The sequence below is a fragment of the Curtobacterium sp. GC_Cur_3 genome (genome assembly GCF_026544205.1).
Classification (GTDB): Bacteria; Actinomycetota; Actinomycetes; order Actinomycetales; family Microbacteriaceae; genus Curtobacterium.
The window spans coordinates 1-14,761 of record NZ_JALNUI010000052.1 but is presented as its reverse complement, the minus strand read 5'-3'; the positions used below and the strand labels follow the sequence as shown (position 1 = coordinate 14,761).

The window sequence follows — 14,761 nt, the reverse complement described above, 5'->3', positions numbered from 1 at the left end:
TGAACTGGGCGCCGACACCCGTGCGGGCGTTGACCACCACGGGCGCGAGCAGGTTGACGGTCATGCCCGAACCAGAACCCGCACCGCCGGAGCCGGCGTTCGCCACCACGAGCAGCATCGCGTCCGCCGCCGAGTCCAGCCCGATCGAGGCCGCCTGCACGTCCGAGAGCTCCGGCGCGTACGACGGCAGGTGCACCGCGGCGTCGAGCAGGAACAGCCGCGGGTCCTCGACGCCCGTGTCGGTGGTGCCCGCGCCGACCAGCGCGAACAGGCCGTCGGTGTCCTCGATCGCGGACAGCACGAACGCGGAGAGCGGCTCGAGGCCGAACGGCGCGACGGTGAAGGTGAGGGCGATGTTCATCGGAGGTAGTCCATCAGGGTCGGCTGCAGCACCTTCGCGGTGACCGCGAGTGCTGCCTGGTAGTTGGTCTGCTGGAGCTGGAGGTCGAGGACGGCCTTCGCGAGGTCCTTGTCCTCGATCGACGACCGCCGCCCCTCGAGGTCCACCGAGGAGGTCTTCAACGAGGACTGCGCGGCGAGTGCCGAGGCGTGCCGGACGCCGACGTCCGCCTGCGCACCGCGGACGGTCGTCAGGTGTGCGTCGAGCTCGTTCAGCCGGGGGTTCACGTCCACGCCGTTCTGCAGGTCGGTCACGATGGAGTCGATCGCGGCGAACACCGACGTGCTGCCGGTGCCGAACACGGCCTGACCGGAGGTGTCGACGCGCAGCGTGGAGCCGTCCCCGACACGACGGTCGACGGTCGCGGTGGACGACGACCACCCGGCGGCCGGGTCGAACGCCGTCGCTGCGGTGGAGGAACCGGCGAACACGGAGCGCGAGCCGTACTTCGTGTTGGCGGACGCGGCGAGGTCGGCGGACAGGACGCGGAGCTGCGTCACGACGGCGTCGCGGTCGGTGTCGCTCATGCTGCCGGTGTTGGCGGCCTGGACGGTCAGGTCCCTGGCCTTCGAGAGCACGGAGTACACGTCCCCGAGCGCGCTGTCGGTCGTGGCGAGCCAGCCGGCGGCGTCGTCCGCGTTGCGGCTGAACTGCGCGTTCGCGGCCTGCTCCTTGCGGACCTGCATCGCGGACGCGGTGCCGACGGGGTCGTCGGAGGGCTTGCCGATGTTCTTCAGCGTGGTGGCCTGCTCGGTCAGCTGCGCGAGCTTCGCGGCTCCGGCCTGCAGCCGGTTGGTGGCTGCCACCATGGACATCTGGGTGGTCACACGGGCGATCACGGTCATCCCCTCCCGACGAGGCCGACGCGGTTGATGAGGGTGTCGAGCATCTCGTCGACGGCGGTCAGGACGCGCGCCGCGCCCTGGTACGCGTGCTGGTAGCTCAGCAGGTTGACGTTCTCCTCGTCGAGGTCGACCCCCGCGCTGGACTGCTGCTGGGTCCTGGCGCTGGTGAGCGCGAGGTCGGAGAGCGTGGACTCGGACGTCGCCGACCGGGAGGCCGTGCCCACTCCCGCCACGAACGTCGACCAGGCGCGGTCGGGAGCGTCCAGGGCAGCGCCCAGTTGGCCGATGGCGTCCGCGGCGCTGCCGTCGTGGTCGCCGGCGGCGTTCCGCGTGGCGAGACCGCTCGGGTCGGTGGGCAGGACCGTCAGGCCCTGCGCCGCGGGGACACCGGCAGCGAGGGCGAAGAAGTCGGTCCCGGTCGCGCCGCCCGCGGTCGTGCCGGTGCGGTGCACGGCGTTGACCTGGGTGGCGATGGCGGTCGCGGTGGCGTCGTAGGCGGCGGAGGCCTGCGCGAGCGCGCCGCCCGTCCCACCCTGGTTCGCCGGGGCCAGCAGGGAGAGGTTGCCGGCGATGGAGCCGCCGCCGAGCCCGACGGCCGAGCCGGAACCAGAGGTCCAGGTCAGGGTGAGCGGAGCGCCGTCGCCGAGTCGGGTGCCGCCGCCCAGGGCGATCGAGCGTGCGTCGCTGCCCTGCACGAGCGGGTTCCCGCCGATGAGCACGTCGACCGTGCCGTCGGCGTTGGTCCGGGTGGTGCCGCCCGCGAGCGAAGCGACCTGTTCGGTGAGCTGGTCGCGCTGGTCGAGCAGCTCGTTGGCGCTGCCGCCGCCCGCGAGGGTGGTGCGGATGCGGCCGTTCAGGTCGGCGATCTGCTGGGCCGCGCTGTTGAGCTGCTGGACCTGGCCGACGACGGTCCCGCGGACGCTCGTCCACTGGGCGTCGACGGCCTTCGAACCACTGGCGAGCGCGGCGACGACCGTTCCGGCAGCACCGAGCAGTGCGGTCCCGGCGCCCGGGTCCTCGGTGTGCGACGCGAGGTCGCTCCACGAGGACCAGAACGCGTCGAGCTTCGCCGACAGCCCGTCGGTGCCGGGCTCGTGCAGGCCCGTCTCGAGCTGGTCCAGGGCGCCGGCCCGGGTGGTGGCGTAGGCAGAGGAGCCGGCCGCTGCACGGACACCCGCGTCGAGGGTCATCGAGCCGAGCCGGGCGATCCCGTCGATGGAGACGCCCTGGCCCGCCAGGGCCGCGGTGCCGCGCATGAAGCCCGTCTGCACCGTGGGGACGGATGACTGTGTGACGCGCTGCCGGGTGTAGCCCGTGGTGTTCACGTTGGCGATGTTCTGCCCGGTGACGTCGATGCCGGCACGGGCGGCGCTCAGGCCGGAGTAGGCGGTCGCGAGGGAACCGAAGGTGCTCACCATGGTCTACAGGCTCCCGTCGAAGAGGCGTGCCTCGCCGGCCGGACGGCCCGAGACCCCGGACGCGTCGTACGTCGCGGTGTCGCCGACGTCCCCGGCGAGGGTCTCCTCGGTCGACTGCGCGGCGGTGCGGAGGAAGCGGTCGTTCTCGTCGCGGAGGGCGCCGATCTGCGTCGTCAGTTCGAGCATCGCCTGAAGGTGCGACGCGAGGATCTCGCCCCACGGACCGGCCGGGGCGGCGGCGACGACCTCGCGCAGGGGAGCGTCGGGGTCGACGCCCCACTCCTCGGCGACGGCGGCGCTCTGGGCGCTGCGCTCGAGGCCGGTGGTGCGGAGGCGTGCGAGCACCTGCTCGACCTCGCGGCTGGCGTGCGAGACCCAGCGGGAGCGCCCGGCGGCGAGCAGCAGCTGCTCTTCCTCGAGCTTGAAGGTGAGCATCTCGAGCAGCTCTCGTTCACGCCAGAGCACGGCGGACAGGTCGTTCACGCTCATCATCTCCTCCCGTTGTCGGTCGTCCAGTCGGACACGGTGGACTATCGGCCAGTCCGGGAAGCGCGTAAGCAGGACGCCCCGCGGGGTCCTCCGCCACCCTCAGAACAGGGGCCAGGAACGGTCGTTCTCCTGCCCGTGTCCCCCCGAATGCGGACCCCTCCACACCCCTCGTCCCCCCGCATTGGGGCCGTTCCCAGGGGTGTCCAGCCGATTGCCAGCCGATACATTCAGAACCGCACCCCGGGGGACACCCGGACAGCGTCGGAAGCGGCGCAGGTGCACCGCTCGGAGGGAACCGGGCGGGACCTCGGCGTACCGACCGGCCACCACGCGGCCGGTGTTCGTCGTGCCCACGGACGGGGTCAGTCAGCACGAGTCGACCAGGGGATGACCAATGGACCGCACCGAACGCAACGCGATGATCGTCGAGCACCTGCCGCTGGTCGGCTACATCGTCGCTGACGTCCGTGCCCGTGCCACCCACCTCGACCGCGACGACCTCGCCGCCGTCGGTTCGCTCGCGCTCGTCGCGGCCGCCGATGCCTTCGACCCCACCCTCGGCGTCCCGTTCGGCGCCTACGCCCGGACGCGCATCACCGGCGCGCTCGCGGACGACATGCGCTCCGCCGACTGGGCGAGCCGCGGGACCCGCAAGCGCATCCGCGAGGTCCTCGCCACGCAGGAGGCCCTGTCCGCCCGTCTCGGCCGGAGCGTCTCCGTGCAGGAGATCGCCGACGCGATGGGCGTGGACCGCCAGACCGCCGTCGACGCGATGAGCGACGCCGGCCGCACGACGAGCCCGATCGACGAGACCGTGCACGACACCGTCGCCGCCGACCTGCCGCTCCCCGGCGACGAGCTCGTCGCCACCGAGCGCGACCGCTACCTCCGCGCCGCCGTCGAGGCCCTGCCGGAGCGGATGCGCTTCGTCGTCGAGGCCGTCTACTTCGGCGACCGCTCGGTGACCGACGTCGCCGCCGAGCTCGGCATCACCCACTCGGCTGTCTCGCAGCAGCGCTCCGAGGCGATGCGCCTGCTCCGCGACGGCCTCGCCACGCACTACGGCGACGGCCAGTCGGCCCCGGAACCCGCGTCGCGCACCACCGCCGCGCGCCGCAGCGCCTACCTGGCCCGCGTGGCCGCGAACGCGACGGCCGGCGTCGCCCGAGCCGTCCAGAACGCGACCGCGACCCACCAGGTGGCCGCGAGCTGAGACCAGGAGGACGGACGGCGCGGAAAAAACCGCTCCGGTTCTCCTAACGCCTCCGGCCACCCGGCCGACAGGCAACGATGCCAGCCCACGGACGGGCAGGCGAAGACCCACACTTCACGGAGGAAACCACCATGGGTATGTCCATCAACACCAACCTCTCGGCACTCAACACGTACCGGAACCTCAACGCGACGCAGAACGACCTGTCGAAGTCCCTCGAGAAGCTCTCGAGCGGTCTCCGCATCAACCGTGCTGCCGACGACGCTGCCGGTCTGTCGATCTCCGAGGGGCTGAAGTCCCAGGTCGGTGGCCTCACGGTCGCCGCCCGCAACTCGCAGGACGGCATCTCCGTCGTGCAGACCGCTGAAGGTGGCCTCACCGAGACCCACTCCATCCTCCAGCGCATGCGCGACCTGGCAGTGCAGGCCGGCAACGACTCGAACAACGCTGACTCGCGCACCGCGATCTCGACCGAGGTCGGCGAGCTCTCCAAGGAGCTCACCCGCATCTCGCAGTCGACCAACTTCAACGGCATCAACCTGCTCGACGGCTCCGCCGGCACCGCAGGCGTCCTGAAGTTCCAGGTCGGCGCCAACGGCGACGCGGCGAGCCAGATCGACGTGGACCTGTCCAAGTCGAACGTCGCCGACGTGGGCACGGCCACCGCTGCGCTCACCTTCGACACGGCGGACAACGCCCAGGCGGCGATCAAGGAGATCGACAAGCAGATCACGTACGTGTCGTCGGCTCGTTCGAACATCGGCGCCATCCAGAACCGCTTCGACCACGCCATCAACGTGACGAACGTGGCCAAGGAGAACCTCACCGCGGCGTCCTCGCGGATCACCGACGTCGACATGGCGGAGGAGATGGTCAAGTACACGCGCGACAACATCCTCAGCCAGGCCGGCACGTCGATGCTCGCGCAGGCGAACCAGAGCACGCAGGGCGTCCTGTCGCTGCTCCGCTAGCCACCACGCGCGACGCGTGAACCGCGCCGCCCTCCGGGACAGTTCAGGCCTCCCGGGGGGCGGCGCACCCCTGCGTGCCGTCGTCGGCGCGCGCCCCGATCTGCCCCGTTGAACAGGAGCACCCATGTCAACGTCCTCCGTGTCGAGCGGCAGCTTCGCCATCGACGGACTCGTCTCCGGCCTGGACACCACGAGCCTCATCAACTCGCTGATGTCCATCGAGACGGTCCCGCAGACGCTCCTCAAGAACAAGGTCACCGCGACCACCGCGTTCGTCTCGTCCCTGCAGACCATCAACTCCCTGGTGCAGACCCTCGCGACGAAGGCCACGAACGCCGCCAAGCCCGCGTCCCTCGACGTCTTCTCCGCCACCAGCTCGGCGCCCGGGGTCACGGTCGCCACGAGCGCCACCGCCGCCCCCGGGTCCATCAGCTTCTCGGTCGGGTCGACCGCGTCCTCCCAGGTCGGCGTCACCGCGGCGATGTCGACGTGGTCCGCCGACGCGCAGCCGGTGACCATCACGAAGGCCGACGGCACGACCACGACGGTGACGCCGAAGTCCGGCTCCCTCGACGACGTCGCCGCCGCGATCACCAAGTCGGGCGCCGGGGTGACCGCCACGAAGGTGCAGGCGGGGACCGCGGCCGACGGCACGCGGCTCTGGCGGCTGCAGCTCAGCTCCACCGCCTCCGGCTCGGCCGGTGCCTTCACGATCCACCGCGGAACGGCTGACGAGGTCGCTGCGGGCACGGCGACGAACGTGCTCACCGAGACCGGTGCCGCGGTCGTCAAGCAGGCGAGCGACGCCTCGGTCACGCTGTGGGCCGGCACCGCGGCGGCGCAGACCGTGACGAGCGCGTCGAACACCTTCCGCGACCTCGTGCCCGGTGTGGACGTCACCGTCTCCCAGGCCACCACCGACCCCGTCACCGTGTCGGTCGCGCAGGACACCACCAAGGCGCAGGCGGTCGCGTCCGGCCTGGTCGACGCGATCAACGCGGTCGCGTCGTACTACGCGTCGAACACCACGGTCACCAGCACGACGAGCCCGTCCACCGGCGCGATGACGACCACCGCGGGTGTGCTCCTCGGCGACGCCAGCAGCCGGGACGCCGTGCAACGGCTGACGAGCACGATGTCGGCTCCGGTCAACGGCAAGTCACCGTCGTCGATCGGCATCTCGATCTCGCGGTCTGGCGACTTCACCTTCGACGCGGACGTCTTCCAGAAGGCCCTCGCCGCTGACCCGCAGGGCACCCAGGCGGTCCTGACCGGGATGGCCACCGCCGTCGGTGCCGCCGCCACTTCGGCGTCGGACAAGTACACCGGCTCCATCACCACCGCGATCACCGGCCAGCAGGCGGTGGTCAAGGACCTCAACGACCAGATCGACCGCTGGACCGACCGCCTCGCCGCGCGGAAGTCGGCGCTGCAGACGCAGTACGCGGCGCTCGAGACCAGCCTCAGCAAGCTCCAGTCGCAGTCGAGCTTCATCGCCAGCCACCTCGCCTCGACCTCGTCGAGCTGAGCAGGAGACCCCCCATGTACACGAACCAGACGCAGCGCCGCCGCGCCCAGTACACGAACGAGTCGGTGCTGTCCGCGACGCCCGCCCAGCTCGTGACGATGCTCTACGACCGCCTGCTCCTCGACCTGCACCGCGCCGAGGCCGCCCAGGTCGGGTCCGACTGGGACGCCGCCCGCGACCAGCTCCTCCACGCCCAGGCCATCGTCGGCGAACTGTCGTCGACCCTGCGCATCGACGCGTGGGACGGCGGCGAGGGCCTGCTCGCGATCTACAACTACGCCTCGACGTCGCTCATCACCGCGAACGTGCACCGCGACGTGCAGGCCACGCGCGACTGCGTCCGCATCCTCGAGCCCCTCCGTCAGGCCTGGCACGAGGCGGCCGCCGCGATGCCGGCCGCCCCGACCGTCGTCGGCGCGCACGCGGGCGGAGCACTCGGTGTCGCCTGACGCGACGGGCACTGACGAGACAGGCACTGACGAGACAGGCACTGACGAGACCGTGACCGACGACCGCCTCACTGCCTGGGAGGCCGTGCTCACGTCCCTGGAACAGGCGACGGTCGACGGCGACCCGGCCTCGTGGCACGAGCCGACCGGGCTGGGTCCGATGCCGCGTGCACTGGTGGGTCGAGCCTCCCGGCTGCTCGCCGCGCAGCGGGACCGGATGGCGACCCTGGACCGGGACCGCCGGCAGGCGCTGGAGCACCTCGGTGCGCTCCGCCAGGTCGACGCGACCCGTGCGCCGCAGCGCTCGGTGTACCTCGACGCCTCGGCCTGAGCCGGACCCGGCCCCCGTTCGGGGCGAGCGCTAACGACCCTCACGACGGGTTCCGATAGCGCCACACGAGCACGGATCGCTCGACAACCGGCCAGGGATCGGCCACCACCGCACGGCGACGTCACACCATGACGGCGCCGCGTCCGAGGGGGACCCCTGTGTTCGATTCCGTCACGTCGGCAGCGCTGCAGAGCGCGCTCGACGGCCTGTCGATGCGCCAGCGCGTGATCGCGAACAACATCGCGAACATCAACACCACGAACTACCACGCCGAGAAGGTGCAGTTCGAGGACGCCCTCGCGAAGTCCATCGTCGACGGCAAGGGCTCGACGACGCCGACCATCGCGCGGAGCCTCGAGCCGACGAACACGAACGGCAACAACGTCAACCTGGACGAGGAGACGCTGTCGAACATCGACACCGTGCTCCGGTACCAGTTCGCCACGCAGGCGATGAACTCCGAGCTCACCAGCGTCCGTGCGGCGATGCGGACGAACTCGTGACCACGTTCGACGCGATCGGGATCGCGAGCACCGGCCTCACCGTGCACCGCAAGTGGCTCGACGCGATCTCCGACAACATCGCGAACGTCAACACGGTCAAGTCCATGGACGACACCGCCTTCCAGGCCCGCTACGTCGAGGTGCAGGAGGGCAACGGCGTGTCCGGCGCCTACGTCAAGGGCGCCGCGTTCGGCAGCGCCGCCGGCCGTGTCACGTACGACCCGGACAACCCGCTCGCGAACGCCGAGGGGTACGTCCGCATGCCGGACATCGACCTCGGCACGCAGATGGCGGACCTCATCATGGCCCAGCGCGGCTACCAGGCGAACGCCGCCGTGGTCGACCGTGCCAAGACCGCCTACGAGGCGGCACTGCAGATCGGGAAGAACTGATGCCCATCGACGGCGTGAACGGCGTCACCACCAACGCCATGACCAACGCGCTCACCTCGGTCTCCGGGACGAGCAGCGACATCGGGACCTCGGCCACCTCCGGCACCGAGGGCACGGGCGGCAGCGGGTTCGCCGCGTCGCTCGGCAACGCGGTCGACGGCCTGCAGCAGCTGCAGAGCGACTCCAAGACGCTCGCGCTCAAGGCGGTCACCGGCAACCTCGACGACATCCACGACGCCACCATCGCGTCCACCCGCGCGCAGGTCACGCTCGAGCTCGTCGCCGCGGTCCGCAACAAGGGCGTCGACGCCTTCAACGAGATCATGAGGATGCAGGCCTGATGCCCGCTGCACTGCAGACACTGTTCGGCCGCCTCGGCGCCTACGTCAAGGGCTTCACCGCCGCCCAGCGCACCATCGCGATCATCGGTGTCGCCGCGCTCGTCCTCGGCGGCGTCGCGCTGGCGTCGTGGCTCGGCAAGCCGTCCTACGCGCCGCTGTTCACCGGCCTGGCCGCGGCGGACGCGAGCTCGGTCACCGACCAGCTCACCACCGACGGCGTGCCCTTCCAGCTCACCGACGGCGGCGCGACGATCCTCGTGCCGCAGTCGAAGGTCTACACGGAGCGGCTCAAGGCCGCGTCGAACGGGCTGCCGTCGTCGAACGAGGGCGGCTACTCGCTGCTCGACACCATGGGCGTCACGAGCTCCGAGTTCCAGCAGGACGTCACCTACAAGCGCGCGATCGAGGGCGAGCTCGCCAAGACGATCTCCGCGATGGACGGCGTGCAGACCGCCACCGTGCAGCTCGCGATCCCGAAGAAGTCGGTGTTCGTGTCCGAGGAGAAGGACCCGACCGCGTCGGTGTTCATCGCCACGAAGAACGGCACCGAGCTCTCCACCGACCAGGTCCAGGCGATCGTGCACCTGACGAGTGCCGCCGTCGAGGGCATGCAGACCACCGACGTCTCCGTCGTCGACCAGAAGGGCCAGACGCTCTCCGCCGTCGGCACCGGCGCGACCGGCTCGGGCAGCGACCAGGCCGCCGACTACGACGCGGCGACGAGCAAGAAGATCCAGGACCTGCTCGACACGACGCTCGGCGTCGGGAACGCCAGCGTCGTCGTCTCCGCGACGATGAACCAGAACACCGGCACCCGCACCTCGGAGTCGTACACGACGCCGACCACCGGCCCGGTGGCGCTGAACGAGTCGTCCACGACCGAGCAGTACGGCGCCGGCGCTGCCGGCGCTGGCAAGGGCGCGACCGGCGTCCTCGGCCCGGACAACATCGCGGTGCCGAACGGCACGGCCGCCAGCGGGTCCTCGACCGGCGACGACGGCTACAAGAACGAGTCGGCGACGAAGAACAACGCCGTCGACCACACCACCGAGACGACGCAGATCCCGGCGGGTGCCGTGGACCGCCAGACGGTCTCGGTGGCCCTGAACAGCAAGGCACCGTCGGTGCAGAGCGCGAACCTGCAGAGCATCAACGACCTGGTGTCCGCCGCCGCCGGCACCGACACCGCCCGCGGTGACCAGGTCAAGGTCGCGATGATGGACTTCGACACCAGCGCCGCCGACGACGCCGCGAAGGCGCTCAAGGCCCAGCAGGCGTCGGACCAGCAGGACGCCCTCTGGTCCGCCATCCGCACCGCCGGCATCGTGGTCGGCATCGCGCTCGCCCTCATCGCGCTGATGATCGTGCTGGTCCGCCGCGGCCGCCGACAGGAGCGCGAGACCGTCGACGTCGGCGAGCTCGACGCCTTCGGCACCGCGTTCGAGATGCCCATGGCCGTCGACGCCGCCGACGCCCGCGCCGGGCTGCTGGCCGGGAGCGACCCGGCGACGGTCGCCCTGCCGACGCTGCCGCACGACGACGCCCCGACCGAGATCCTCACCACCGACGAGGTCACGGCCGAGCGCCGCCGCCAGGACATCTCCGCCCTGGCCGAGCGTGACCCGAAGCGCACCGCCGACCTGCTCCGCGGGCTCCTGGACGACCGGAGCCCGGTGTGAACGGCCCCGCCGTGAAGGCCGGCGACCGCTCCCTGAGCGGCGCGCAGAAGGTCGCGCTGATCCTCATGCAGATGGAGACCGACCGCGCCGCCGAGGTGATGAAGCAGTTCTCCGAGCTCGAGGCCGAGGAGATCTCCGCCGAGATCGTCCGGATGCGCCGCGTCGAGGACGCGGTCGTCGACCAGACCCTCAGCGAGTTCCACCGGATGACCCAGAGCGGTCGTCGCCAGCGCCGCGGTGGCAAGGACGCCGCGATGGGCCTGCTCGAGGCCTCGTTCGGTTCCGAGCGCGCCGCCGGCGTGATGGACCGGCTGGCGTCGAACCTGGCCGGCCAGTCGTTCGACTTCCTCGACGACGCCGAGCCCGGGCAGGTCGTGTCCCTGCTCGAGGGCGAGCTGCCGCAGACGATCGCGCTCGTGCTCGCCCACCTCAAGCCCGCGCAGGCCAGCGCCGTGCTCGCCGGGGTCGACGACCACGCCCGCACCGACGTCGCGCAGGCCTTCGCCACCATGGGCTCCGCCACCCCCGAGTCCGTCGGGATCGTCGCCGGCGTGCTCCGCCAGCGCGCCGGGGCCGTCGTGTCGCCGCGCGAGAGCGTCGAGGTCGTCGGGGGCATCCAGCCGCTCGTCGACATCATCAACCGCTCCGACGTCGCCACCGAGAAGGCCGTGCTCGACGGCCTCGAGGCCCGCGACCCCGAACTCGCCGAGGACATCCGCTCCCGCATGCTCACGTTCGAGGACATCGTCAAGCTCGAGTCCCGCGACATCCAGCAGGTCCTGCGCGGCATCGACTCGAAGATCCTCGCGACCGCCATGAAGGGCGCGGCGGGCCCGGTCACCGAGACCATCCGCGCCAACGTCTCCGAGCGCAACCGCCAGCTCCTCGACGACGAGCTGCAGTCGATGGGCCCGGTCCGCGTCTCGCAGGTCGAGGAAGCCCGTGCCGAGGTCGTCCGCTCCGTGCGCGAGCTCGAGGCGCAGGGCGTCATCACCGTGCACCGCGCCGAGGAGGACGAGCTCGTTGACTGACACCTTCGAACGCCTGGCGTTCCCCGTCGTCGCCGACGCCGGGTTCGCGAACCGGGTCGCCAGCGCCGAGGTCCGTGGCCACGCCGCCGGGTACGCCGCCGGACTCCGTGTCGCGCACGCCGAGACCGAGGCGCTCCGTGCCCGCCTCGACGCCGAGCACGCCGCCCGGTCCGCCGCCCTGGAGGCCGAGACGGCCCGGCGGGTCGCCGCACTGGTCGTCGCCACCGACGCGCTCCTCGCGCGCACCGTGCCGGTCCTGGAGTCCGCCGAGCAGTCGGTGGTGGACGCGGCCATGGAGCTCGCGGACGCCGCCGTCGGGTACGCGATCCGCGCCTCCCGTCCGGTGGGTGGAACCGTCGACGGCCTGGAGGACCGCGCCGACTCCGGCGCGGAGGCCACCGTCCGTCGTGCCCTCGCCCTGGTCGACCACACCGTCGCGATCGCCGTCCGGCTCAGCCCGGCCGACGCCGCCGCGGTCGCCGCCCTCGACCTGCCGGTCGCGGTGCGCGCCGACGCGACGCTCGCCGACGGCGACGCCGTCGTCGACCTGCCCGACGGCGTGCTCGACGCCCGCATCGGTGTCGCGCTCGACCGCGCCAAGGAAGCACTGGGGGTGTCCGCGTGACCGCGACGCTCCTCCGTCCCCGCGCGCTCGACGCCGCCGTCGCCCTCGCCGCACCCCAGCGGGTCGGCGTCGTCACGAGTGCGATCGGCCTCGGCCTGACGGTCGCCGGCCTCGACGCCCGCATCGGCGAGGTCGTGCTCGTCGGCCACGAGGACGGACCGCAGACCGCCGTCGAGGTCGTCGCCACCGACGTGACCGGTGTCCGCTGCATGCCGCTCGGGCGCCTGACCGGGATCACCGCCGGCACCCCGGCACGCCCCACGGGTCGTCCGGTGCTCGTGCCGACCGGCCGCGGGCTGTTCGGCCGCGTGCTCGACGGGCTCGGTCGTCCGATCGACGACCGTGGACCGCTCGACGCCGACCAGTGGGTCGAGCTCGACCACGCCACCCCGAACGCCATGGCCCGCACCCGCATCGACACCCCGATGCAGCTCGGCGTCCGCGTGCTCGACACCCTGACGACCGTCGGCCGCGGGCAGCGCATGGGCCTGTTCGCCGGGTCCGGCGTCGGCAAGTCCTCGTTGCTGTCGATGATCGCGCGGGGGAGCGACGCCGCCGTGAACGTGATCGCCCTGGTCGGGGAGCGCGGCCGCGAGGTGCGCGAGTTCCTCGAGGACGACCTCGGCGCGGAGGGCCTCGCGCGCTCGATCGTCGTCGTGTCCACCTCGGACGAGCCGGCGCTGATGCGCCTGCGTGCCGCGTTCGTCGCCACCCGGATCGCGGAGTCATTCCGGGACGCCGGTCAGGACGTCGTGCTGATGATGGACTCGCTCACCCGCGTCGCGATGGCGCAGCGGGAGATCGGTCTGTCCGTGGGGGAGCCGCCGGCCACGCGGGGCTACCCGCCGTCGACGTTCTCCGTCCTCGCCGGGTTGCTCGAGCGCGCCGGCACCGACCGCGTCGGGAGCATCACGGGCCTGTACACGGTGCTCGTGGACGGTGACGACCACAACGAACCGATCGCCGACTCCGCGCGCAGCATCCTCGACGGGCACGTCGTGCTCGACCGCAAGCTGGCCGTGACCGGGCACTTCCCGTCCGTCGACGCCCTCGGGTCGATCTCCCGCGTGGCGTCGAAGGTCACGTCCCCCGAGCAGCGGGCCGCTGCGACCGCGCTCCGGACGGTGATGGCCGCACGGAAGGCCGCGCAGGACCTGCTCGACGTGGGCGCCTACCAGCGTGGATCGAACCCGCTCGTCGACGCCGCCGTGGACCACGAGGACGCGATCAACGCGTTCCTGCGCCAGGGCATGGACGAGCGCGTCACCTCCGCCGACTCGTGGCAGCGCCTCGGCGGACTGGTCCGCCAGCTCGGGGGTGTCCGGTGAACCGCCGCTTCCCGCTCGCCGGGCTCCTGCGCCTCCGGCACGCCGAACAGGACCGTGCCGCAGCGTCCCTCGCAGCCGCGAACGACCGCGTCCGCGAGGCCGCCGACGCCCGCATCGCCGCGCGTCGCACGCTCGAGGACACCGGCGTCGCGATGCCGATCCAGGACGCCGCCACCCTGAGCGCCGTCGCCGCTGCCCGCGCCGCGACGCGCGGGATGCTCCAGGAGCTCGACGCCGTGGTGCGGAACCGCCGCATCGACGCCGACCGGGCGCAGGACGACTACACGGCCGCACGCCGGTCGGCACTCGGGCTGGAGAAGCTCGAGGAGCAGCACGGCACCCGCGTGGCGGCCGAGGAACTCCGCACGGAACAGACCGTGCTCGACGAGATCGCGGCACGTGGCCGCGTGGAAGGTGGTGCTCGATGAGCCTCGACGCCGTGCTGAGCCGGATCTCCGAGATCCGCTCCCAGATCGACACCCTGCAGAGCGGGGGAGCCACCCGGACGGCGGCGACTCCCGGGTCGGCGGCGGACTCGTCGACCGCGTTCGCCTCGGCCCTCGCCGGCGCGAACGGCTCGACGGGGACCGGGACGACCGGGGCGGCTGCTGCTGCCGCGGTGGCTCCCGCTGCCCCGGCGACCTCCGTGGACGCCGGCGCCGGGACCGTCGCGACGGGCAGCGGTGCCACCGGGGACGACGTCGTCGCCGACGCGAAGAAGTACCTCGGTGTGCCGTACGTGTTCGGCGGCACCACGACCGCCGGCATGGACTGCTCCGGACTCGTGCAGACCGTCTTCAAGGACCTCGGCGTGACGATGCCCCGGGTCGTCCCGGACCAGGCGAAGATGGGCACCGAGGTCGGGTCGCTCGCGAACGCGCAGCCCGGTGACCTCATCATCCCCAAGGGCGAGGGCCACGTCGTGATCTACGTCGGCGACGGCAAGGTGCTGCACGCACCGCACCCCGGCAAGGACGTCCGGATCGTCGACAACTGGTACAAGGACAGCGACATCGCGACCATCCGTCGCATCGTGCCCTCCGCGCAGGACGCCGCCGCGACGAAGGCCGCCCAGGCCGTCTCCGCCACCCCGGCAGCGGGCGGCACCGACCTGCAGACCGCCGCGCTGATGTCGCTGCTGCAGTCCGGGAAGGCCGCCGCATGAGCATGACCATCGCCCCGAGCGCCCCCGCCGCGCCCGCCCGCGGGGGATCGGCA

Annotated in this window: 18 protein-coding genes; 14 read left to right on the top strand and 4 right to left on the bottom strand. The window is 72.0% G+C overall.

Annotation, left to right across the window (positions count from 1 at the left end; genetic code table 11):
- From fliW to OXR63_RS17525, 4 genes are all read right to left on the bottom strand, one after another.
- On the bottom strand, positions 1–361 hold a 361-nt coding region (fliW, locus tag OXR63_RS17540), incomplete at its 3' end, for a flagellar assembly protein FliW (protein WP_267425463.1).
- Positions 358–1,239 carry a flagellar hook-associated protein FlgL gene (gene flgL, locus OXR63_RS17535; RefSeq protein WP_267425461.1) on the bottom strand — a complete coding sequence of 294 codons (882 nt, stop codon included), beginning with the start codon at positions 1,237–1,239 and terminating at the stop codon, positions 358–360. The genes flgL and fliW, both read right to left, overlap by 4 nt.
- 2 nt (positions 1,240–1,241) lie before the next feature.
- Complete coding sequence (flgK, locus tag OXR63_RS17530; RefSeq protein ID WP_267425460.1) at positions 1,242–2,663, bottom strand: flagellar hook-associated protein FlgK; 1,422 nt, start codon at positions 2,661–2,663, stop codon at positions 1,242–1,244.
- A gap of 3 nt (positions 2,664–2,666) precedes the next feature.
- The gene (locus tag OXR63_RS17525) at positions 2,667–3,152 is read right to left on the bottom strand and encodes a flagellar protein FlgN (RefSeq protein WP_267425458.1); all 486 of its coding nucleotides are present in this window, start codon (positions 3,150–3,152) and stop codon (positions 2,667–2,669) included.
- A gap of 394 nt (positions 3,153–3,546) precedes the next feature.
- Here OXR63_RS17525 and OXR63_RS17520 point away from each other — a divergent pair, with 394 nt between their 5' ends.
- The 14 genes from OXR63_RS17520 (at position 3,547) to OXR63_RS17455 (ending at position 14,708) form a co-directional block, all read left to right on the top strand.
- Positions 3,547–4,365 (top strand): sigma-70 family RNA polymerase sigma factor, encoded by an 819-nt coding sequence (locus OXR63_RS17520; RefSeq protein ID WP_267425457.1) that lies wholly within the window; start codon positions 3,547–3,549, stop codon positions 4,363–4,365.
- Positions 4,366–4,496: 131 nt separating this feature from the next.
- Positions 4,497–5,336 (top strand): flagellin N-terminal helical domain-containing protein, encoded by an 840-nt coding sequence (locus tag OXR63_RS17515; RefSeq protein WP_267425455.1) that lies wholly within the window; start codon positions 4,497–4,499, stop codon positions 5,334–5,336.
- A gap of 124 nt (positions 5,337–5,460) precedes the next feature.
- Positions 5,461–6,864: a flagellar filament capping protein FliD gene (gene fliD, locus OXR63_RS17510; RefSeq protein ID WP_267425454.1), complete on the top strand. Its 1,404-nt coding sequence runs from the start codon at positions 5,461–5,463 to the stop codon at positions 6,862–6,864.
- A 14-nt stretch (positions 6,865–6,878) separates the two neighbouring features.
- Positions 6,879–7,313 (top strand): flagellar export chaperone FliS, encoded by a 435-nt coding sequence (fliS, locus tag OXR63_RS17505; protein WP_267425452.1) that lies wholly within the window; start codon positions 6,879–6,881, stop codon positions 7,311–7,313.
- Between the two features lie 52 nt (positions 7,314–7,365).
- The gene (locus OXR63_RS17500) at positions 7,366–7,644 is read left to right on the top strand and encodes a hypothetical protein (RefSeq protein WP_267425450.1); all 279 of its coding nucleotides are present in this window, start codon (positions 7,366–7,368) and stop codon (positions 7,642–7,644) included.
- Between the two features lie 158 nt (positions 7,645–7,802).
- Positions 7,803–8,147, top strand: coding sequence for a flagellar basal body protein (locus OXR63_RS17495; RefSeq protein WP_194661025.1), 345 nt, complete (start codon positions 7,803–7,805; stop codon positions 8,145–8,147).
- Positions 8,144–8,539 (top strand): flagellar basal body rod protein FlgC, encoded by a 396-nt coding sequence (locus OXR63_RS17490; RefSeq protein ID WP_194625857.1) that lies wholly within the window; start codon positions 8,144–8,146, stop codon positions 8,537–8,539. Before OXR63_RS17495 ends, OXR63_RS17490 begins: the two co-directional genes overlap by 4 nt.
- Complete coding sequence (gene fliE, locus OXR63_RS17485) at positions 8,539–8,880, top strand: flagellar hook-basal body complex protein FliE (protein WP_111073323.1); 342 nt, start codon at positions 8,539–8,541, stop codon at positions 8,878–8,880. Before OXR63_RS17490 ends, fliE begins: the two co-directional genes overlap by 1 nt.
- The gene (gene fliF, locus OXR63_RS17480; RefSeq protein WP_267425434.1) at positions 8,880–10,559 is read left to right on the top strand and encodes a flagellar basal-body MS-ring/collar protein FliF; all 1,680 of its coding nucleotides are present in this window, start codon (positions 8,880–8,882) and stop codon (positions 10,557–10,559) included. Before fliE ends, fliF begins: the two co-directional genes overlap by 1 nt.
- The gene (gene fliG / locus OXR63_RS17475; protein WP_267425432.1) at positions 10,556–11,590 is read left to right on the top strand and encodes a flagellar motor switch protein FliG; all 1,035 of its coding nucleotides are present in this window, start codon (positions 10,556–10,558) and stop codon (positions 11,588–11,590) included. Before fliF ends, fliG begins: the two co-directional genes overlap by 4 nt.
- Positions 11,583–12,215, top strand: coding sequence for a FliH/SctL family protein (locus tag OXR63_RS17470; RefSeq protein ID WP_267425430.1), 633 nt, complete (start codon positions 11,583–11,585; stop codon positions 12,213–12,215). Before fliG ends, OXR63_RS17470 begins: the two co-directional genes overlap by 8 nt.
- Entirely contained in the window at positions 12,212–13,543 is a 1,332-nt protein-coding gene (locus tag OXR63_RS17465; RefSeq protein ID WP_267425428.1) for a FliI/YscN family ATPase, read from the top strand. The genes OXR63_RS17470 and OXR63_RS17465 overlap by 4 nt, the downstream gene beginning before the upstream one ends.
- The gene (locus tag OXR63_RS17460) at positions 13,540–13,971 is read left to right on the top strand and encodes a flagellar FliJ family protein (protein ID WP_267425426.1); all 432 of its coding nucleotides are present in this window, start codon (positions 13,540–13,542) and stop codon (positions 13,969–13,971) included. Before OXR63_RS17465 ends, OXR63_RS17460 begins: the two co-directional genes overlap by 4 nt.
- The gene (locus tag OXR63_RS17455) at positions 13,968–14,708 is read left to right on the top strand and encodes a C40 family peptidase (protein ID WP_267425424.1); all 741 of its coding nucleotides are present in this window, start codon (positions 13,968–13,970) and stop codon (positions 14,706–14,708) included. The genes OXR63_RS17460 and OXR63_RS17455 overlap by 4 nt, the downstream gene beginning before the upstream one ends.
- Positions 14,709–14,761: the final 53 nt, after the last annotated feature.